The 19,856-nt window shown below is 45.0% G+C and carries 18 protein-coding genes; 10 read left to right on the forward strand and 8 right to left on the reverse strand.

Translation table 11 applies throughout. The features are described 5' to 3' along the window. Nucleotides 1-45: 45 nt before the first annotated feature. Together L0M13_RS13525 and L0M13_RS13530 are read right to left on the reverse strand one after the other, a co-directional pair. Nucleotides 46-753 carry a CpsD/CapB family tyrosine-protein kinase gene (locus tag L0M13_RS13525; RefSeq protein ID WP_235197005.1) on the reverse strand — a complete coding sequence of 236 codons (708 nt, stop codon included), beginning with the start codon at nucleotides 751-753 and terminating at the stop codon, nucleotides 46-48. A gap of 5 nt (nucleotides 754-758) precedes the next feature. After that, entirely contained in the window at nucleotides 759-1,487 is a 729-nt protein-coding gene (locus tag L0M13_RS13530; RefSeq protein WP_235197006.1) for a YveK family protein, read from the reverse strand. A 548-nt stretch (nucleotides 1,488-2,035) separates the two neighbouring features. On the opposite strand from L0M13_RS13530, the gene L0M13_RS13535 reads away from it, so the two are divergent. The 6 genes from L0M13_RS13535 (at nucleotide 2,036) to L0M13_RS13560 (ending at nucleotide 7,117) form a co-directional block, all read left to right on the forward strand. Continuing rightward, nucleotides 2,036-2,725, forward strand: a complete 690-nt coding sequence (locus L0M13_RS13535) for a glycosyltransferase family 2 protein (RefSeq protein ID WP_235197007.1) — start codon at nucleotides 2,036-2,038, stop codon at nucleotides 2,723-2,725. A 15-nt stretch (nucleotides 2,726-2,740) separates the two neighbouring features. Further along, a complete protein-coding gene (locus tag L0M13_RS13540) occupies nucleotides 2,741-3,100 on the forward strand; it encodes a DUF2304 domain-containing protein (RefSeq protein ID WP_235197008.1) in 360 nt (119 codons plus the stop codon). Beyond that, complete coding sequence (locus L0M13_RS13545) at nucleotides 3,097-3,465, forward strand: DMT family transporter (RefSeq protein WP_235197009.1); 369 nt, start codon at nucleotides 3,097-3,099, stop codon at nucleotides 3,463-3,465. Before L0M13_RS13540 ends, L0M13_RS13545 begins: the two co-directional genes overlap by 4 nt. A gap of 635 nt (nucleotides 3,466-4,100) precedes the next feature. After that, on the forward strand, nucleotides 4,101-5,543 hold the full coding sequence (locus L0M13_RS13550) for an MBOAT family O-acyltransferase (RefSeq protein ID WP_235197010.1): 1,443 nt from the start codon (nucleotides 4,101-4,103) through the stop codon (nucleotides 5,541-5,543). An 11-nt stretch (nucleotides 5,544-5,554) separates the two neighbouring features. Continuing rightward, the gene (locus tag L0M13_RS13555; protein WP_235197011.1) at nucleotides 5,555-6,604 is read left to right on the forward strand and encodes a hypothetical protein; all 1,050 of its coding nucleotides are present in this window, start codon (nucleotides 5,555-5,557) and stop codon (nucleotides 6,602-6,604) included. A 153-nt stretch (nucleotides 6,605-6,757) separates the two neighbouring features. Next, a complete protein-coding gene (locus tag L0M13_RS13560) occupies nucleotides 6,758-7,117 on the forward strand; it encodes a hypothetical protein (RefSeq protein ID WP_235197012.1) in 360 nt (119 codons plus the stop codon). On the opposite strand, the gene L0M13_RS13565 is transcribed toward L0M13_RS13560, so the two are convergent. From L0M13_RS13565 to L0M13_RS13575, 3 genes are all read right to left on the reverse strand, one after another. Next, nucleotides 7,075-7,842: a tyrosine-protein phosphatase gene (locus L0M13_RS13565; protein ID WP_235197013.1), complete on the reverse strand. Its 768-nt coding sequence runs from the start codon at nucleotides 7,840-7,842 to the stop codon at nucleotides 7,075-7,077. The two genes, L0M13_RS13560 and L0M13_RS13565, sit on opposite strands and share 43 nt — an antisense overlap. Nucleotides 7,843-7,964: 122 nt before the next feature. Beyond that, nucleotides 7,965-8,297, reverse strand: coding sequence for an S-layer homology domain-containing protein (locus tag L0M13_RS13570; RefSeq protein ID WP_397443490.1), 333 nt, complete (start codon nucleotides 8,295-8,297; stop codon nucleotides 7,965-7,967). Beyond that, nucleotides 8,179-9,819 (reverse strand): S-layer homology domain-containing protein, encoded by a 1,641-nt coding sequence (locus L0M13_RS13575; protein WP_235197015.1) that lies wholly within the window; start codon nucleotides 9,817-9,819, stop codon nucleotides 8,179-8,181. Before L0M13_RS13575 ends, L0M13_RS13570 begins: the two co-directional genes overlap by 119 nt. Nucleotides 9,820-9,995: 176 nt before the next feature. Between L0M13_RS13575 and L0M13_RS13580 the strand changes: the two genes are divergently transcribed. Continuing rightward, nucleotides 9,996-10,898 carry a hypothetical protein gene (locus tag L0M13_RS13580; RefSeq protein WP_235197016.1) on the forward strand — a complete coding sequence of 301 codons (903 nt, stop codon included), beginning with the start codon at nucleotides 9,996-9,998 and terminating at the stop codon, nucleotides 10,896-10,898. Nucleotides 10,899-11,066: 168 nt separating this feature from the next. Here L0M13_RS13580 and L0M13_RS13585 read toward each other — a convergent pair whose 3' ends face one another. Further along, on the reverse strand, nucleotides 11,067-11,276 hold the full coding sequence (locus L0M13_RS13585; protein WP_235197017.1) for a hypothetical protein: 210 nt from the start codon (nucleotides 11,274-11,276) through the stop codon (nucleotides 11,067-11,069). 159 nt (nucleotides 11,277-11,435) lie between these two features. Continuing rightward, the gene (locus L0M13_RS13590) at nucleotides 11,436-12,833 is read right to left on the reverse strand and encodes a trypsin-like peptidase domain-containing protein (protein ID WP_235197018.1); all 1,398 of its coding nucleotides are present in this window, start codon (nucleotides 12,831-12,833) and stop codon (nucleotides 11,436-11,438) included. Between the two features lie 301 nt (nucleotides 12,834-13,134). Here L0M13_RS13590 and L0M13_RS13595 point away from each other — a divergent pair, with 301 nt between their 5' ends. Then, on the forward strand, nucleotides 13,135-14,070 hold the full coding sequence (locus L0M13_RS13595; protein ID WP_235197019.1) for a nuclease-related domain-containing protein: 936 nt from the start codon (nucleotides 13,135-13,137) through the stop codon (nucleotides 14,068-14,070). A 608-nt stretch (nucleotides 14,071-14,678) separates the two neighbouring features. Here L0M13_RS13595 and L0M13_RS13600 read toward each other — a convergent pair. Beyond that, nucleotides 14,679-17,039 (reverse strand): bifunctional 2',3'-cyclic-nucleotide 2'-phosphodiesterase/3'-nucleotidase, encoded by a 2,361-nt coding sequence (locus tag L0M13_RS13600; RefSeq protein ID WP_235197020.1) that lies wholly within the window; start codon nucleotides 17,037-17,039, stop codon nucleotides 14,679-14,681. A gap of 371 nt (nucleotides 17,040-17,410) precedes the next feature. Between L0M13_RS13600 and L0M13_RS13605 the strand changes: the two genes are divergently transcribed. Both L0M13_RS13605 and L0M13_RS13610 read left to right on the forward strand, forming a co-directional pair. Next, entirely contained in the window at nucleotides 17,411-18,493 is a 1,083-nt protein-coding gene (locus L0M13_RS13605; RefSeq protein ID WP_235197021.1) for an S-layer homology domain-containing protein, read from the forward strand. 32 nt (nucleotides 18,494-18,525) lie between these two features. Further along, nucleotides 18,526-19,587 (forward strand): S-layer homology domain-containing protein, encoded by a 1,062-nt coding sequence (locus L0M13_RS13610; protein ID WP_235197022.1) that lies wholly within the window; start codon nucleotides 18,526-18,528, stop codon nucleotides 19,585-19,587. Nucleotides 19,588-19,856: the final 269 nt, after the last annotated feature.

A 19,856-nucleotide genomic window follows, 5' to 3' on the forward strand; every position in this document is an offset into this window, starting at 1 on the left:
CCGAGCTCATTTAGGCATAGAAAAAAGTAAAAAGGGAAGCCCTTTTTACTTTTCAGCTCCGTAGTATTGGTAATAGTAATTGTCTTTTGGAAGAATGAAGTTATTCAAGACGGCACCAATCAAGCGGCTATTGGATGAAGCAATCGCTTCTTTCGCTTTTAAGGCCATTTCTTTTTCCGTTGTACCGGAATTGACGACCAGGATCGTCCCTTCGCATTTGCTGGCAAGGATTTGGCCATCTGTTACAGAAAGAACCGGCGGCGCATCGAAAATGATGATGTCGTAGGTTTCTTTCAATTGTTCAATTAAGGCGTCCATCGATTTGGAAGCGAGGAGTTCTGCCGGGTTTGGCGGAATCGGTCCGCATGTCAATAAGTCGAGGCGTTCGATTTCCGTTTCCCGGATCGCCGTTTCCGCTTCGATCTGGCGAGTTAAGACGGATGACAAGCCTTGCGTATTTCCCATATGGAATGTGTAATGCGTTGTCGGTTTCCGCATATCAGCATCAACTAGCAACACGCGCTTTCCTTCTTGAGCGAATACAACAGCCAAGTTCGCTGAAGCTGTTGACTTCCCTTCAGAAGGTGCCGCTGACGTCACAAGCAGTGAACGGATATCTGAATCCGGCGACGAGAAGTTGATGTTCGTCCGGAGCGTCCGGAATTGTTCCGCTACGTAAGAGCGGGGATTGGTAAACGAAATTACTTTACGCGCAGTTTCCTGCAATACTTTTTTCTGCCTCTTTCTTGCCATCTGGTTTACGCTCCCCTTCTCTTAGATGAAGTTTTTGCAGCTTCCTGCATATCGGTTTTTTCTTCGATTGGTGAAATCATGCCAAGTACCGGAATGCCCAGGACGTCTTCGATATCTTGATCGCTCTTGATCGTTGTATCCAAGTATTCAAGCAAGAATGCAATCCCGACGCCGAGCATTAAGCCGATGACGGCGGCAATGGCCATATTGAGCATCGGATTCGGTTTAATCGGTGTAGGATTTTCTTTCATGACCGCTGGAGACAAAATTGACACGTTGTCGACATTCATCAATTCCAAAATTTCCGTTTGGAAAACGTCCGCAGTCGTGTTTGCAATGTCGACGGCAATTGCCGGGTCTGCATCTTCAACTGCCACATTTACGACTTGTGAATTTTCAGCATTGCTGACGGTGATTTTGCTGTTGAGCTGTTCAGCCGTCAACCCAAGGTCCAACTGCTGTGCTACTTGGTCTAGGATTGCCGGGCTTTTGATGATGACCGAATATGTATTGATCAATTGAAGATCAGTTTGGATGTTCTGGTTGGTCAGCTGCGTTGCTTCTGTCTGTTCCTGGTTGACGAGAATCTGCGTTGACGTCTGGTAAATCGGTGTCAGCAAGGTATAACTGACAACGCCTGCGATGATGACAGCCAGAATCGTCAAGATGAGGATTAGGCCCAGCCTTTTTTTCAAGGTGCTAAAAAGTTCCTGTAACGAGATGGTTTCTTCCATGTGCCGTTTGACTCCTTTAAAGGTAAATGTGGTTTTATCTTACTTTAAATGACAGGGCAATCCCTCTTTTGATGCGGGAATCAGCTGGCGGTTAAAGTGCGATTGGTCTAAACGATGGTAAATAATTTCCTGTTCACCGTTTCTCTTTATCTCAGTATAACACGAAGTTATAAGGGTATTGCGGTTTATTTTGGAAAATTTTCGTAGGTAATGTTTCCTTTATTGGGAATGATGCAGGTATTTCTGCATGTCCAGCTGGATATATTTTGTCGGAAACCATGCGTTGAGAAGATATTTTTGAGTTTTTCCGTACAGAGCTTAGGGAGTTTGTGGAAAAGAGATTCTTACCAATAGAAGTAGAGATGAATAGACTTTGTCCTTATGTGATGGGAGGTGAACAAGGGTTTATGGCCTTGAAATTGCTCTCCACTCGGACTGAGCTAAACGGAACAGTTTTTATTCTAATTGTATGAATTTAGGAATTGGCATGACTTCTTTTGAATTTCATCCTATAATGAGAAGGACTATGAAAAAGGGGCTTTTTGGCAATGACTTCAAAGATTTTGATTATTGTTCCTGCTTATAACGAGGAACAGGCCATTGTTGGGACGGTCCAGCAATTGGAACAATTCCATGAATATGATTATGTGGTGATTAATGACGGCTCTACGGACCGGACGAAAGAAATTCTCGAGCAGCACGGCTTTTCGCATGTGACACTTCCTGTGAATTTAGGCATCGGCGGTGCCGTACAGACGGGTTACCGATATGCGGAACGCTTCGGCTACGATTATGCGATTCAATTGGACGCGGACGGGCAGCACGATCCGGAAGATCTTCACCATTTGGTGGCGGAGATGAAGAAGCGTGATGTGGATATGCTGATCGGTTCGCGTTTTTTGGAGAAGTCGAATTATAAAGGCAGTTTGACACGCCGGACCGGCATTCTTTATTTCAATTATTTATTGCGCATGATTGCCCGGGTGAATATCACGGATCCGACTTCCGGCTACCGGATTGTGAACCGTCGTGTGATCGAGTGGTTTGCGAAAGACTACCCGGTGGATTATCCGGAAGTGGAAGTGATTGTGAAACTTGCGCGCAAAGGTTTTAAAGTGGAAGAGACGAAAGTCGAGATGAATGCGCGGCAAGGCGGTGCATCTTCGATCACCGCTGTGAAGTCGGTCTATTATATGGCGAAGGTGACGTTCTTTTCGCTGATACGTTCTTATATATAGGAAGGAGTTTTGTTCATGAATACGGTTTATCTCATCGTGATCGCTTCTTCCCTGTTCTTTTTGATCGTGGTGATTGGGATGACGGCGAAGAATAAGTTGACGGACCAGTACGCATTTATGTGGCTGACGTTTTCGATCATCGGCGTGGTGCTGGCGTTTGCTTTGCCTTATTTAAATGATTTTGCCCGCGCGATCGGCATCAGTTATTTGCCGTCGCTGATTTTTTTACTGGCGTTTTTGGTGGTGTTGAGCTTGCTCATCTACCATACGCATTTGTTGTCGAAGCAAGAGCATCGCATTAAGACGCTCGTGCAGGACGTTGCGTTTTTGCAGCGTGAAATACAGGAAGTACGGAAAGAGGATTCTCGTTCATGAATATCGTGTCGCTGTTATTGGTATTGTGTAATACGTTGATATTGGTTGCCGGCCAGTTTTTATGGAAGGTCGGTATGGAGAAAAATACGGATGCGTTCAGTTCTGTTTTCTCGGTCGTTAAATTATTTTTCACACCGTATATTTTTACGGGGCTGACGATGTACGGACTTGCTACGGTGTTGTGGCTGTTCATTTTAACTCGGGTGCCGCTAAGTGTGGCGTATCCGCTGCAGTCAAGTGCGTATGTGATCGCGGTTGTGGGAGCGTTTTTCATTTTCGGTGAGGCGATTACGCTTTGGAAGATTGTGGGTGTGTGTTTTATCATGCTTGGGGTTTCGATTATCGGGATTAGTGAAATGCGTTAATAGTGAGTTTAGAGTCCCTGCTTTTAGGGGCTCTTTTTTTATAATAATTTTGAGGATTCTTTAACCGTTCGTGCCGCTTAGGGGGAACTACCTCACTTTAGGTGCGAGAGTAGTTTGGATGAGTAGTTTTCGTCGGGCGATACTGGATACACGGGTGAAATCACCTTTAAGCTAGCTGAAATCAACTTGTTGGGTATCGAAATCAACCTTTTCTCTGTTGAAATCAACCCATTTCGCGCTGAATTCAATCTGTACTTGTTTTTGTCGCTTTTCGCGCAGCGGAAAGCAATGGGCTTGGGTAATCGGTTTTTAGTTTCTGTATGAGTTGCTCGCTTATTGAGATGAGTTTCCCTTTATTCTTGTTGAGTTGCTCGCAAAGTTGGCTGAGTTTCTCTCAAATCTCGATGAGTTTCCCTTTAACGCGTTCTCCTACCTTTTAAAAGGCGAAACACGAACGTGCTAAAAACTCTCTTTAGCCAGAACTAGTCCATCTTGCTCTTTTTCTTTTGGAATTCTCTGGAGGTCTATATAATTTCTATTCGTTTGTATTAGAATGGGAGATAGGTTTTGTTTTCTAGGAGAATTTAGTAGAATGGATTGATTGTTCTATTCTTACAGATCAGAGGGGTTTCGTTGTGATATTTAATTCGTTTGAGTTTATCTTTTTGTTCCTTCCGATTGTTTTTGTTGTTTATTACATACTCGGCCGGTTGCATATTCCGTTTGCGAAGAGTTGGCTATTAGTCGCTTCGCTGTTTTTCTATGGTTACTGGAATCCAGCTTATTTGCCGCTGATTTTAGTGTCGATGGTGATCAACTACATCATCGGAGCTTTTCTTGGCAAGGACCGGGCGAAGCCGCTTCGTAAAGGGATATTGACGCTCGGCATTTTGTTTAATGTCGGTTTGCTTGGCTATTATAAGTATTATGATTTCTTTGTAGAGAATATCAATATCGTGTTCGGTTCTGAGATTGTGCTGAAAGAGCTCCTTTTGCCGCTCGCCATCAGTTTTTATACGTTCCAGCAGATTGCGTATTTGGTGGATTCGTACCGCTTGGAGACGAAGGAATACAATTTCCTCAATTATGGGTTATTCGTTTCGTTTTTCCCGCAGCTGATCGCGGGGCCGATTGTGCATCACGGGCAAGTGATGTCGCAGTTTACGGACAAGAAGAATTACCGGATCCAGTATGAGAACATTTCGAAGGGCTTGCTGGTGTTTGCGATCGGGCTTTTCAAGAAAGTCGGGATTGCGGATACGTTTGCGGTTTGGGCGAACGAAGGCTATAGTGATGTCGGAGCGTTGACGTTTGTCGATAGCTGGTTTACGACGCTTTCCTATACGCTGCAATTGTATTTCGATTTCAGCGGCTACTCGGATATGGCGATTGGGCTTGCTTTGCTGTTCAATATCCGCTTGCCGATCAATTTCAACTCGCCGTATAAGGCGCGCGACATCCAGGACTTCTGGCGTCGCTGGCACATTACCTTGTCGCATTTCTTGACCGCTTATATTTACATACCGCTCGGCGGGAACCGGAAAGGTCCGCGGCGGACGTACTTGAATATCTTCATCATCTTTTTGGTAAGCGGCATCTGGCACGGAGCCGGATGGACATTCCTAATTTGGGGCGTCATGCACGGTGTGGCAAGCATCATCTGCCGTTACTGGAAACTTGCGGGACATAAGATGAACGGCATCGCTGCCTGGGTGACAACGTTTTTATTCGTCCACTTGGCTTGGGTGTTTTTCCGCGCATTGACTTTGGAAGATGCCATGACGGTGCTAAAAGCGATGTTCGGTTTCAACGGCTTCTACTTCCCTGCCGGCATTTACAAACTGTTCCCGGACATCAATCCGGATTGGGTCGTGCTGCTGCCGTTTGATACCCCGACCATCCAGATGTATTTCTTGCTGCTGATCGGTTTATTGCTCAGCTGGTTTGCGAAAAACTCGATTGAAATCAAAAATGAGATGAAACGGAATGTGCCGATGGCGATTTTTGTGGCGTTGCTATTGTTCTACAGCACGATGCAATTGCAGCAAGTCAGCGAATTCCTGTACTTTAACTTCTAGGAGGAGATCCCGTGGACGATAAGAATTTTACAGTTACGGTCATGGCGATCTTCGCCTCGTTGACCGCGATTGTGGTGGCGGTGAATTTTTGGATCGATCCGCTTTGGCATTATGCCCATGCGCATTTGTTCAATGATGTTCAGGTGGTGACGGATGAGCGCGAGCAAAAGACGGCGAACCAGAAGTATCAGCCAAAAGATGCCGATACGCTGTTGATCGGTTCGAGCCGCAGTACCTATATCCATACGATCGCTTTTGAGGATTGGGACGTTTATAATTATTCGGTGGCGAATCTGTCGATGCGTGAATACCGTACGATGATTGAATATGCGTTTGAAAAGAATCCGGATTATGAACGTATTGTACTCGGTGTCGATTTCTTCAAGTCGAGCACCCAGGAAGCGGAAGCGCCGAAAGACATCACGAATCATGTGGCGCGGACCGAGAAATCGTTTTACCGGACGAAGAATTTATTGTCATTGGATGTATTTGAAACGTCGCTAAAGAATCTACGTTTGTCCGCGGCCAATGAGATTTCTGAAGACCGCTTGTATAACCGCGAAGGCAATGCGTTTGCGCGGCGCTTAAGCGCTGAAGAGACGGCGGCGGATACAGCCGATAAGATTGCTACGTTTGAGAAGACCTTTTACGGTTCAAATTATGTGTATTATCCTCGCTATAAAGAGATTATGGGGATTGTCCGGGATACGGAGCCTGAAGTTGAAAAGCTTGTTTATACGACACCGATTTCGACAGAATTGTTCAAGTCGCTCGTTTCGACGGATCTGTATGATGACTATGAGGTCTGGCTGCGCGACTTGGTTGAAGTTTACGGCGGTGTGTGGAATTTCATGTATCCGAACTCGGTGACGAATGAGATTACGAATTATTATGACGGGCATCATTTTTATCCGGAGATCGGCAATTTGATCGCGAAGCGAGTGGAGCAAGGTGAGGACGCTGCGGTGCCTGAGGATTTTGGGGTGTTTGTGACAGCAGATAATATTGAGGAACATTTGGAAGATGTAAGAGCTTTGGTTGATGGGTTGGAGATTGATTGAGGTTTTAATAGGCGTTCGTGCCGCTTAGGGGGGACTTTCGCTAGAAGCCAAGCAAAGAGCGCTTGTCTTCTGGCTGCGTCTCCCCCGTGGCGCTCCATCACTTGGGTTGTAGTTGTAGGTAATTTGAGGAATTTAAGAAGCTGCTTGTACCTTTTGGTGCAGGTGGCTTTTATTTTTTGTAGTGATGACATCAACCTGTTAGTTGCCGAAATCACCCCTGCCTTGTTTGAAATCATCCCTAACCTCTTCGAAATTACCCCACTCATCAAGGTTTTGTCTTTTATCGCTTTTTGTGGAGCAAAAAGCCATGGTTTTGGCCAATTGGGTTTTAAGGTTTTGGGCGAGTTGCTCTTAAATGGTTGGGAGTTTCCCTATTACGTTGATGAGTTGCTCGCAAAGTTAGATGAGTTTCCCTCTAATCACTGTGAGTTCCCCCCAGCTTCCTCCGGCAAAATAAAAACGCCTTCGCATTATGCGAAGACGTTCCACCATTTTGGTTTTGGGATGTCTTGAGGTTCCAAGACGATTAAGTTGCGGTTGAGGAGGATGCGCTCGTTATTTTCGAGCATCAAGTCGACCATTTCGTGGCGATTCTTTTTCTCCAGGTAATCGAGTCCTTCATTGAATAGGAATGGGCGTTTGTCCAAGCTATGTACGTCGGAACCGTAGACATGGATCAAGTTTGCATCCAGCAAAGTCAATGCCGTTTTCTGGATGGCTTTGCCGAAGCTTCCTGCGAGTGAGCCCGCTGTCACTTGTGCGACTGCTCCGTGAAGGAGAAGTTTACGCAAACGTTCAGGCTTTTCGATGATGCCTTGGTTGCGTTCGGCATGTGCAATGATCGGTACATAGTTTGCCATGATCAGCTGTTGGATGATTGGCACGGTATATGCCGGAATGCCGGATGATGGCAATTCGAGCAAAACGTATTGCGAATCGGCAAGCGGCAATGCTTCGCCGTCTTTTAGGCGCTGCGGCAATTGTTCAGATAAGCGATTTTCAAGTCCGCTGTATATTTTGATGGGCAGCTGCTGTTCTTCGATATAGGAGTTCGCTGCAGCCAGTTGAGTTTGGATGGCCCCAATATCGGTTTTAAAATTCGGATGGTGGCCATGCGGCGTTGCGATGATGCCGGTAATTTGCTCTTCGACTGCTTTTTCGAGCAGGCGCTTTGTCTGTTCCATGGTTCCAGCGCCGTCATCGAGGCCTGCCAAAATGTGTGAATGCGTGTCAATCATAGGTGTTCTCCTCCGTTGCTTGAAAAATGTTGAGTGGAAGCCTTTCGCAGGTTTTAGTTGAGGGGCTTTCGGGTTTTATTTAAAAAACAGGCACTCCGGTTAAGAAGTGCCTATTGATATGATTAGTTAATGAATTTAATTGAGTTAAGGAAATTATACAGGATTCTTGAAGTTTCTGCACGTGTTGTTTCATTTTGTGAACGGAACGTGTTGTCTTTGAATCCAGACAGGTAAGACGCTTGAAGTACGCGCTCAACATGCGGACGCGATGCAGGCGAAATGTAACGGTAATCCGCGAAGCTTGAAACTTTCTTCGTCGTATCTAATTTTACATCTTTAGACCCGATATAGTCCATTGCTTTGCTGATCATGATTGCTGCTTCGTTGCGTGTGATTTCGTTGTACGGACCGAATTTTCCGTTGCCGTAACCTGAAACGATTCCCCGCTTCAACAACTGCTGCGATTTCTCCGTTGCGGTTAACCGCTTGAGTTGGTGATACGTCCGTGAAGTCTGCTGCGTTCACGTCTTCAGCAACTAAACCAAGGCCACGAGCAAGTACTGCAGCGAATTCACCGCGAGTGATTGAAGTCGATGGCGAGAAGCTATCAGCTGATTTACCCGAAACGATCATTTTCGAAGCCAATTTCTCGATGTATTCCTCAGCCCAGTAGCCGCGGTTATCGATGTCTTTGAATGTTTTTGCGTTTTGGATCACTGTGTAAGCTGAGTTTGCCGAGAAGTACAAGTTTGCTGTTTTTCCATCAATGTATGTTGGAACTGCTGTAAATGAACCGTCTTGGTTTACCCGTACGCCGACTGAAGTCGCTGCGTTAAGTGCCGTCGGAGTTTCGATTGAACGCAATACTGGGTAACCCAAGTATGTAATGTCAATAGATTTACCGTCTGGAGCTACTGCTTTGATGCTAAATTCGATTGCGAAGCCGATTGAGTTTTCTTTTGTCAATTGGTTTGCGATTTTTGTCAATTCAACTGTGATGCTTAGTTCAGAAGAAGCAACGCCTAAATCTTTCGCAAGTTTTGCTGCGTCAATTACGGATACTGGCAATTCGTATGAAGCTTCAGTAGAAGCAATGACGATTACTGCATCTGCATTTTTGTTTTCAAGTGCTGCTGCTACGGTCATCGGAATCGATACCGCTTCGCCAGGTTTTACGTCAACTGCTAATTCTGTTACAGAAGGTGCGTTTTTAATTGCTTCAATTACATCTTCAGGGTTGTTTTTCAACGTGTCCGGAGAAGTTTCGATGCCGCCTCCTGGAGTTGTTGTTGGTGGTTCAGTTGGTGTTGTTGGTGGAGTTACTACACCACCGCCACCGCCGCCTGGTGGTGTTACTACTGGTGGAGTATCTAAATCTGCTACTGCTTTTTCAATGTTTGAAACGATAGTTGCTAACTGTCCTGCAGAAGGTTTAACAACGATATTTTTAATTGAAGCTGGAGCAGCATTATTTTGGAAGAATGTTAGTGCTTTGCTATATAGCGGATCTAAGTCTTTAATTGTAGAGTTTAGTGCTCCTTCGTATAAGCTTGTACGAACTAGTTCTGCATAAGCGAATACTTCTTGTACTTGAAGATCATCTTTTAAGTATGAGCGAGCACTGTTTTTGAAATTCGTAATTCTTGTTAATGCAGCTGCTTCAACATTGTTTTGCTCAGTAGAAGATAAAGGTGATATTAAAGTGTTTAAGTTTTGAACTAGTTGTGGTTTATCTGCATAGTTCGCATCGATAAAAATTCCAGTTTGTTTTGCTACTTCTTTTTGTGCAATTTCGAGAATTGCTTTTTGGTCTCCATTCAAAGCTTTATAGTCAGCTGCAATTTTAGCTGCAATCTGTGCATCTGTTGGCACTTCTGTTGCAGCATCTGCTGTACCAGCCGGGATTCCTACTGCAACAACTGATGATAAAGCCATAGTTCCAGCTAGGAACATTTTCGTGTTTTTGTTTTTACTCAACCTTGCTCACCTCTTGATTCAATTTTGTGGTATTGTCTAATTGTAGCTTAATAATATTGGTACTACAATAATAATTTATGTAAAAAGTTAGTAATTCGATGGTTATTTGTATATAATTAGCAATTATTATGGCTAATATGATTAGATTATTTATTGAGGTATGGGAGGATTTAACGATGAAAAAGCATTGGAAAAAGATTGTTTTGGTACTGGGGATCATCTTTTTAAGTGTCGCAGGCTATTTAGTGTATTTATTCCAATTTAAGGAGTACGACGTAGCGGACGAACAGGTAGATGAAATTACAAAAGAGAATTATGAGGTAGAATTGCCTGATGGTTCTAAGATTATTGTCGATGGTGATGGAAATGTGATAGAAGAAGGTTCTGATGGGAGTTCAGTGGATGGTTCGAAAGACTCTTCACCTGAAACGGCTGCTGGAACGGATGGAAATTCAACAGACGGATCAAGTTCAAGCAATTCTGAAGGCGGCGCTTCTGAAGGTGGATCGACTGGTTCTACTTCTGGTACAGCCGGCACATCCACTTCAAACGGCGGAACAACTTCTGGCAGCTCGGATAAAGCAAGCGGTTCTGGATCAAACTCTGGTTCAACAACTGGAAATACAGGATCGAACGGATCCGGTTCTTCTAACTCCGGCAAAGGATCTGCAGGCGGATCTGGAAATTCAGGTTCCAGCAACTCCGGTTCGGATGCTGGATCAGGCAAAGTCACAGTCGCACAGATCAAACAGAAATACGAACCAAGTTTAGCGGATATCGAAAACCAGGCAAATTCACGCATCAACGGATTGGTTGGCCGCGCCAAGAGCGAGTATGACGCGAAAAAAGCAAAAGGCGAATCGATCAGCTACGGTTACTTCTATAATAAGTACATGTCCGCAGCTTCTGAACTCGAAGGCCGCACAGACACAGTCTTCTACGCGGTGCTTGGATCGATGAAAAAGGAATTGAAAGCGAACGGCTTGGCTGAATCGCATGCCGATTCCCTAGTTTCTGAATACGAAGCACGCAAAGAACAGCGCAAGAGTGATTTAATCAGCAAAGCAACAGGGTTATAAGAAAAGCGGAAGCGCCTATCCAGCTCCGACAGGCTTAAGGCAGAACACGCAGGAAATCCTGATTTCCGCAGTGGGCTGACTTAAGACCCCGAGGAGCTAGGCGCTGGAGTCTGGACAATAAAGAAAAGCAAAAAAACGCCATCCACTTTCAAAAGTGGATGGCGTTTTTCATTTGTCCGGGCAAAGGTTCTGGTCGGCATGCAGCGCATGTTTGACTTCTTTTAGACTATAGTAGTTTCGGAAGTAGATAAAGACGCGGCGTGGAATTCCGAGTTCTTTTGCCCCCACGGACGGCCCGTAGTTTTTCGTGATGTAGTATTCGTAAATGATCTCTTTCATGGGTTTGCCAAATTGTTCTTCAAGTTTGGTTTGATACATTTCGAACTCCTCCATAAACCTTTTTACCTACTCTCTATAGTGTTTTATCTTACATTAAAAATTACGAGGGCTATAAGTTACATTCATTATAGCTTAATCAGTAATTTTTGCCTATAGAGATTCGGAAGTTTTTTGAGAAAAAATGGGTTTATTTGAAATTTACTGGTTAATGATATCCGAGATGTAATAAAAGCCGGAATCGTCCATTACGACGGTATAGGTTTTATTGCGTTCTTCTTTCGTTGCCTCCCCTTCCGCATTAAGGAAGTCAAAGGCTTCGTAGGTATGGACAAGTGCGTGATCTTCGTTTATTTCCACGCCGGTGATTTCCAGGTCAGTGAATGTATATTCCATACCTTGGCCGGTGATTTCCGTGATGTAATCGCGGAGGCCGATATAGGCTGAGCTGTCGTACAGCAGCATGTCTTCGACGTAGAAGAAATCTTCGCTGTTGAGGGCGATTTCGTAATAGTAGCGGAAGTCGCCGATGAATTCACTCAGGAAAACTTCGTCAAACGCGAGATTGCCTTCGTTTTCGTAATCGTATTCGTAGTCTTCGCCTTCGTGATTTTCAAAGTCGTCATAAGCTGGGAACATGGCTGCGACTTGGTCCGCCGTCATCGGGCTATTTGCCCATCCTGTGACAAGATCAACCATCGAATGCATCGGAATCGAGAAGCCGATTTCGCTTCCGTCCATAAACAGCAATGAGTTGATGCCGATGACTTTGCCCGTTTTTGCATCGATTAACGGGCCGCCGCTTGAACCCGGTGCAATCTGAGCATCGATCTGGTAAATGTCTTCATAAAGGAAGTCCTGCTCGAAATCGCGGTCGATTCCTGTCAAATAGCCGATCGATGCGGTGTTTTCAAAACCGGACGGGCTGCCGAGTGCGATGACTTCGGTGCCGACATCAGTCGGGTTCATTTCAATTTCAAGCGGTGCAATGCCTTCGTACGCGTCGACTTTAATCAGTGCAACGTCGTATTTATCGGAAATGCCGATGACTTTCCCGGGCTGTTCCTGCCCATTGATATTCCGGACCATGACATCTGTGAAGCCAGCGACTACATGGGCATTGGTGACGACCGTTCCGCTATCATTGAACGAGAAGCCGGATCCGTAGCCATTTTCCGTTTTAATCGTATAAACTTTTTGCTGCGTTTCTTTGATAATGGCCGTTTTTTCACGCGTCTTCGGTTCGGATAACTCTTGCTGTTCCGCAGGCGGCTGAATCGTTTCGACTTTCGTCACTTCACCAGCAGATGGCTCTGTTGTCTCTTCTTCTTTTGGCTCTTCCGGTTCCGGCGTTTCCTCTTCGGTGACGTCAGCTGTTTCTTCTGTCTGTTGCTCTGTCCGCTTCCGTTCATCGTCATCGTCGCCGAACAATTGCGCCGCTCCGATGCCTCCTGCCAGCAAGACTGCCGCAGCGATGCCGACATACAAGCCCTTTTTCTTCTTCGGTTTCTTCGAGCGTCTTTCTTCCAGCGGTTCGCCGCAGCTTGAACAAAAGCGAGCGCCTTCCTTATTCTTATGTCCGCAATTCGAACAGTACATAGTGGTTCCTCCTACTAATTTAGAATGATTTTATGCGAATGCATTAGTTTCCTTTGATACAGGCCATTATACATGGAAAATAGTACCATGAATAGATTACATAAGGTGTGTTTTTAGTAGACGAAAAGTGTAGGAGGAGGGTTCCTTTGCGAAATTACCCTATCTCCGCTTGAAATTACCCCAATGTCTTTTGAAATCACCCTTACTATTTTATTCACTCTATATTTTTTCAGATTTGTCTAAAATCAGATGTCGTTTTCGTTTCTGAATTGGTATACTTCAGTAGAAAAGGAGGAATGTTATGTTCATAAAAGAAAGAGTGCCGCCAATCGAGTTGGAGCTATTGCCCAGATTAATGCATCGCCTCCCTCATTCCCATAAAAGTTGGCCCGATGTTGAGAAGACCCATTACATGATAAAAGCTGGATATGGCGGTGAGATCGAAGTTGATCGGCTATTGAAGCGGACGCGATGGAAGGAATGTCTTTATATTGGAGATCTTCAATTAAAGGAAGCTTATTGCCAGATGGATACCATTGTATTGACGCCTTATTTTGCAGTGATTCTAGAAGTGAAGAATTACTCCGGCACTTTAGTATTTGATGAAGAAAGTATGCATATGCGGCAAATTACAAAGCAGGGCCAAGAATTCGGCTACCGCTCCCCTGTGACGCAAGTCTGGAACGTGCGTGAAGAACTGCTGATTTTATTTGAAGAAATGGGAATTTCACTTCCTGTGTTTGCAGCCATTGTCCTGCCTTATCCGACAACATTAGTCGAAAATATTCCCAACACAGTTCCTATCATTTATGGCCATTCCTTAAATCGGTTCATCTTCACCCTCCCCCGGACCGGACAGCCGCTTCCAAACGAAGAACTTCTTCGCATCGGCGAACTGCTTATCAAACAACACTCACCCTTCAACAAGAAAAACTACCCCCAGACATTTAAATACCTGCCAGCCGAATTAAAGAAAGGCATTCTTTGCCGGCAATGCGGGGCTTTGAGCAATCGACATAGTTCACGAACCTATCATTGTTCCATCTGCCAAGCGAAGATAACAGATGGCTTTCGTCATGCGCTGGATGATTGGTTCGCTCTCGCATCTCCCACAATCTCCAATCGTCAGTGCCAGGATTTTTTGATGCTGCACAATAAAAATGCTGCCCGTCATATTTTGATGCGTGCAGAATTGAAACGTGTGCGTGAAAAAGGGCAATTCTACTATTATAAATGATTTCGTGAGCTGACCTTTTAGAGAGGTCAGCTTTTTTTATTGGTTTCGAGTGTGAAATTACCCTAATCTGCTTCGAAATGACCCTTTGCGCATGCGAAATCACCACACTCGCCCATGAAATCACCCCTTTCCTCATCGAAACCGACTCTCCCCTCCAAATCAGGCATTCGCTGGCGAATGCCTCCTTCCTCGCGGTTCGCTATAAGCGAAACGCATCCATTTATGCACTTGATCTCACCCTGCGTGTGAAATTACCCTCATCTGCTTCGAAATCACCATTTGCACATGCGAAATCACCCCACTCGCTCATGAAATCACCCCATCCCTCATCGAAGCCAACTCTCCCCTCCAAATCAGGCATTCGCTGGCGAATGCCTCCTTACTCGCGGTTCGCTATAAGCGAAACGCATCCATTTATGCACTTGATTTCTCCCTACATGTGAAATTACCCTCATCAGCTTCGAAATCACCTTTTGCGCATACGAAATCACCCCACTCACCTATGAAATCACCCCTAACCCCTACGAAATCAACCCTCACCTCCCCCTCACCCACAAACCAAAAAAGCCCTCCACCAAATGGTGAAGGGCTCTCCCGCTTACAATTTCTTATTTCATTTCGATGCTGTACTTCGCGAAGCCGTCTGCTGCTGCACCAAGGTATTTGATGCCGCTGTCTGCTGGCACTAGTTTTTGGCCTTTGCCAGATGTTTCGAAGACAACATTCGGGTTGCCAGCGATTGGTGCGAATGACCAGTTGCTGTCAGCCGATGGATCGATTGTGCCGACTTCGACCATATAGTCCATGATGACTTGGCGGTTTTCGTAAGCGTAGTCGACTTTCTCACTCGCTTTTGTCACGCCTGGGAAGTTGCCGCTTGCGCGGTAGTTGTTCGTTACGACCAAGAATTCTTGAGTCGCTGTTACTGCTTTTCCATCATACTGCAGGTTTTTGATGCGGCTTGCTTTTTCGTTGATCAATTTGCCGTCCGCGTCGTATTTCGCTGGCTGCGTTACGTCGATGTCGTAAGTGACGCCGTCGATTACGTCAAAGTTGTACGTGCGGTAATCCGGGTTGATCAATTGCTGCTCGCCTGTTGCTGTTGGGTTGATTTGCTTGAATTGGCCTGCTGACATTTCCAGCCATTCAGTCAAGTCAGCTCCCGTCAATTTCAATGTGAAGATGGTGTTGTCGAAGACGTAAAGGTCTGCAACGTTTTTAATTGCGATTTCGCCCGTGTTGATTTCTGTGTAGTAATCCGAACCGTTTCGTCCGCCTGCTTTGAACGGTGCTGCAGCCGAAAGGATTGGAAGGTCAGCGTTTGCTGTGCCGGCCACTTTCTTCTCTACGTACCATTTTTGTGCATTGTTGACGATTTGGATCGATGGATCATCTGTTACTTGAGAGAAATAGCTGTTGATCGGAGCTGTCGTTTTGCCGACTGGGCTGCGAACATATTCGATTGTGCCTTCATGTGTTTCTTTGACCGCTTTAATGACTTCTTCTGAAACTTTATCGTTTGTTGAATCGATTGCGCGAAGTGCCGCTTTTTCAGAAACGATTTCCCACTCTTCCCCTTTAGGCGAAAGTTTCAAATCGATGACGCCCAAGTGGCTGCCGAATTTCCCTGGCATTACGATTGGCGTACCATTGATCGTGCCTTGCTCTTGGTTAACGTTTTTCAAATCGCCGTAAGATCCAGGGAATAGATCGTGGTTATGTCCTGTAATAATGGCGTCGATGCCGTCAATTTCAGAAAGCTGGTACGTGATGTCTTCTTCGCCGACATCGTGTTTTTCATCGCCCATCCCTGAGTGAGAAAGAACAACGACCACATCTGCGCCCGCTTTTTCGACTTCAGGAAGGAATTTTTCTACAGATTCGACCGCATCTTCAGCGATGACTTTGCCTTCAAGGTTCGCGCGGTCCCATTTCATGATATGCGGTGCAACGACGCCGATGACGCCGACTTTGATCGTGTGTTTGTCGCCATTGCCATCAACCACTTCTTTGTCGATGATTTCATATGGCTTGTATTTGTTTTCTTTTGTTGCTGCATCGTAGACGTTTGCATTCAATACCGGGAACGGTGCATCATCAAGTGCTTCGTCCAAATAATCGAGGCCGAAGTTGAATTCGTGGTTCCCTAGAGTCGATGCATCAAAATCCAATGACTCAAGCGCCGCGTAAGCTGGGTGAAGTTCACCGTCTTCGAGGCGGTCAACCGTCACTTTATAGCCGCCGAATGGCGTTCCTTGGATCAAGTCGCCGTTATCAAATAGAAGGCTGTTCGGGTTTTGCGCACGTGCTTCTTCGATCAAGACGCCTGTTTTCGCAAGCCCTAAGCTGTTCGATACTTTATCTTGGTAATAATCGTAGTTGACGAAATTCGTATGAAGATCGGACGTTCCAAGAATGCGGAGCGATACGTCTTCAGCATTTACTGGCTGGTATTCTTTCAATAAACGCTTGATGATTGCGCTCATTTCTTTCGGCGCAATTCCTTTTGCCGGTTTCACCGTGCCATCGCTATAGCCTTTCAGCAATCCGATGCCGACAGCTTCTGATAAATCAGGCGTCAAGCTTTTGCTTAAGTAGCGGTTGTCTTTGAACGGCTTCAATAATGAACTCGGGTATTCTTTCCCAGAATCGACTGCACGTGCAGCGATTGAGAATCCTTGCTCACGTGATAGTTTTTCATTGGGCGCGAACGTTGTCTTTGTCTTGCCGCTTGTTAATCCCAAATTGAAAGCTGCTTCCACGTAAGGTGCAAGTTTAGCATCCACGTCTTTAAAAGCGATTGTCGAGCCATCTCCTAGCTTCACATCAAGAGCCGTCACCAATTGTTTGATGTACTCTCCGCGCGTCACTTCTTTTGTTGCAGCTTGAGCTGGTGCCGTTGTTGCCACTGCGCTCGTCGCTAAAACAAATGCCGCTAAAGCCATTGCCGCTTTTTTACCGATTGCCATTTTCCCATCTCCCTATTATTGAATAGTCTAGCTTTTTTATTATATGCCTAATAATAAAACAATTGAATACGTTTACATAAAATTTATAAAGAATTTGCAGTTAATTTAAATTTAATTTAGAAATTTCGAGACTTTTTCGATTTCTAAGCGTCTAGTAGGAGGAAGGGCACGCTGGCTAGAAATATTTGCATAAAAAGACCTACTTACTAATTCTGGAATGTTTGTTACAGTATTATTACATAAATGTTACGAAATGACTTTATTCCATGAAATGGTTTCAAACACAGTAATTAGGAAAAAACAGGAATATGACGATTGCTGGCCTGTCTTTTATACACGGAAGTAAACAATTCTATTTGAGGGGTGTCGTTTTGAAAAAGTTTCCATTAATCACAGGTGCCGTATTAGCAATCAGCTTACTTGCATCACCCGCATTCGCAGCAACCGATTTACCGAAGAGCCACGGTTTCTACGACGAGATGACGTATTTGATCAATAAAGGAGTCGTCTCCGGATTTGAAGACGGCACGGTGAAACCGGATAAAACCGTCAGCCGTGCAGAAGCTGCCATCATGATCGGCAAGCTGAAAGGTTTTAACGGAACGCAAAGTGCAACGAAATTCAAAGATGTGACGCAAGGCCAAAAAGCGAGCGGCTATATTGCAGCTGCTGAAAAAGCTGGCTATATCACGGGTTATCCGGATGGCACATTCAAGCCGAATGCAGCGATTACACGCGGCGATATGGCCATCATCCTTTCACGCGTCTTCCCGATGGCGATGGAAGGCATTGAAGAATTCAAAGATGTGTCGCCGAATATGCGTGCTTTTGATGCCATTGGCGAAGTAGTCAGCGCAAACATCGCAGCGGGCTACAAAGATTTCACGTTCAAACCGAATAACGCAACAACTCGTGCACAATTCTCCGCTTTCCTAGCTCGCGGGCTTGAGCCGAAATTCAAGAACGACACGCATATGGCGCATTCGTATTTGAAAGATAAAACAAAAACGTATACGTACCGTGAAATCACGGGCGAAGTGTCAACTGAAAAATATGTGGACAGCGCGAAATACTTCGACGAGCCGCTTGGCTTCTTCTGGTTGGTAGATTATAAAGAAGACAGCGAAGATTATTTCTACGGGGAATACGAAAATCGTGAAATGTACATTACCGGCTTCCCGGAAGATGGATTTACAGCTAGCCTGGTCTACCCGATCACAAAAGGCAAAACTTTCGATAGCGGCGACACCGATTTACCGCCATTCAAAATTACCGGCGTGAATGTAAAAGTGACGACTCCTTTTAAAACGTTCACCAACGCTGTCGAAGTTTCCGTTTTGGATCCTGAATGGGATGGTAAAAGCTATAAATACTACATGGCAGAAGGCTATGGGTTGATTAAAACCGTCCATTACGACGGCGATACGCTTTATGAATTAGTGGATGTAAAATAAACATCAAATAAATTATTGAAGGGAACGATTCTTTGAAGAAATTTTCGATGATCTCAGCAGCAGCACTCGCACTTACCCTACTTGTCTCGCCAGTACAGGCGGCGACAGATTTGCCCACAAGCCACGGTTTTTATGATGAAATGACCTATTTGGTGAATAAAGGCGTCATTTCCGGCTACGAGGATGGCACTATCAAACCTGACAAGATCGTGACGCGCGCAGAAGCAGCTATCATGATCGGCAAATTGAAAAACTTTAAAGGGACGCAAACTTCTACTAATTTTAAAGATGTTTCGAAGTCCCAAAAAGCAAGCGGCTATATCGCTGAAGCGGCAAAAGCCGGCTATATCAGCGGTTACCCGGATGGCACATTCAAGCCTTACGCACCGATCACGCGTGGCGACATGGCCATCATCTTGGACCGCACATTCAATATCTTTAATGGCGTTGGGGCGCCATTCAGCGATGTATCCCCAAATATGAAATCGTATAATGCGATTGCTACCATGGTGAGCGGCAATATCACTGCTGGTTATTCGGATAATACATTCCGTCCGAACCAAGCGATTACGCGTGGCCAGCTTGCTGCTTTCATGTCTCGCGTCCTTGAGCCGAAATTCAAGAACGATACGCATATGGCAAACTCATACTTGAGAGACAAAACTAAAATATACAGCTACTCAACCAAGCAAGGCACGGCTACTTTGAAATTTGAAGAAGTTCCTGTAATCGAGGGCAATGACTTTGGTTTTATGTGGGTGACAAGAACCGATTGGAATTCAGCTACTACACTGTTAGTGGAGAACGAAACAAAAGATGCGCTGATTTATGGCTTGCCATACTCTGAAGCTGAAACAGAGATTGTTTACCCGATCCAAGTCGGCAAAACTTTTGAAAATGGTTTAGGCGAGCGCTATATTTCGACCATCACTGGTGTTAATAAAACCGTCAACACACCGTATAAGAAATTCACCAACGCTGTCGAAATTACTATTGAAAGCGGCGAAAAGTATTACATGGTTGAAGGATACGGATCAGTCAAAGCATTGGATGCTAAAGGCGAAACAGTAAGTGAACTTTCAAGCGTGAAATAATTGTTTAAGATCGGAGCCTTCTCTTTTTGAGAAGGTTCTTTTTTTGTGTGCTATTTGGTGAGTTGCTCTTAAAGTTCGCTGAGTTTCCCCAAATGCGATGTGAGTTCCTCTTAAAACCGATTGAGTTGCTCGCAAATGAATTTTCGCCCCCTTTTTTTGCCCTTTCGCTTTCCGCTTCTAGTGGAAGGCATCCATTTAGGGTTTTGAACTTGGCTGAGTTTATCCCTAAAAACAAAATGAAAAAGGGTTGTCCCAAAAGTAATTTGGGA

This window comes from Planococcus sp. 107-1 (genome assembly GCF_021513255.1).
In the GTDB taxonomy this organism is placed as follows: domain Bacteria; phylum Bacillota; class Bacilli; order Bacillales_A; family Planococcaceae; genus Planococcus.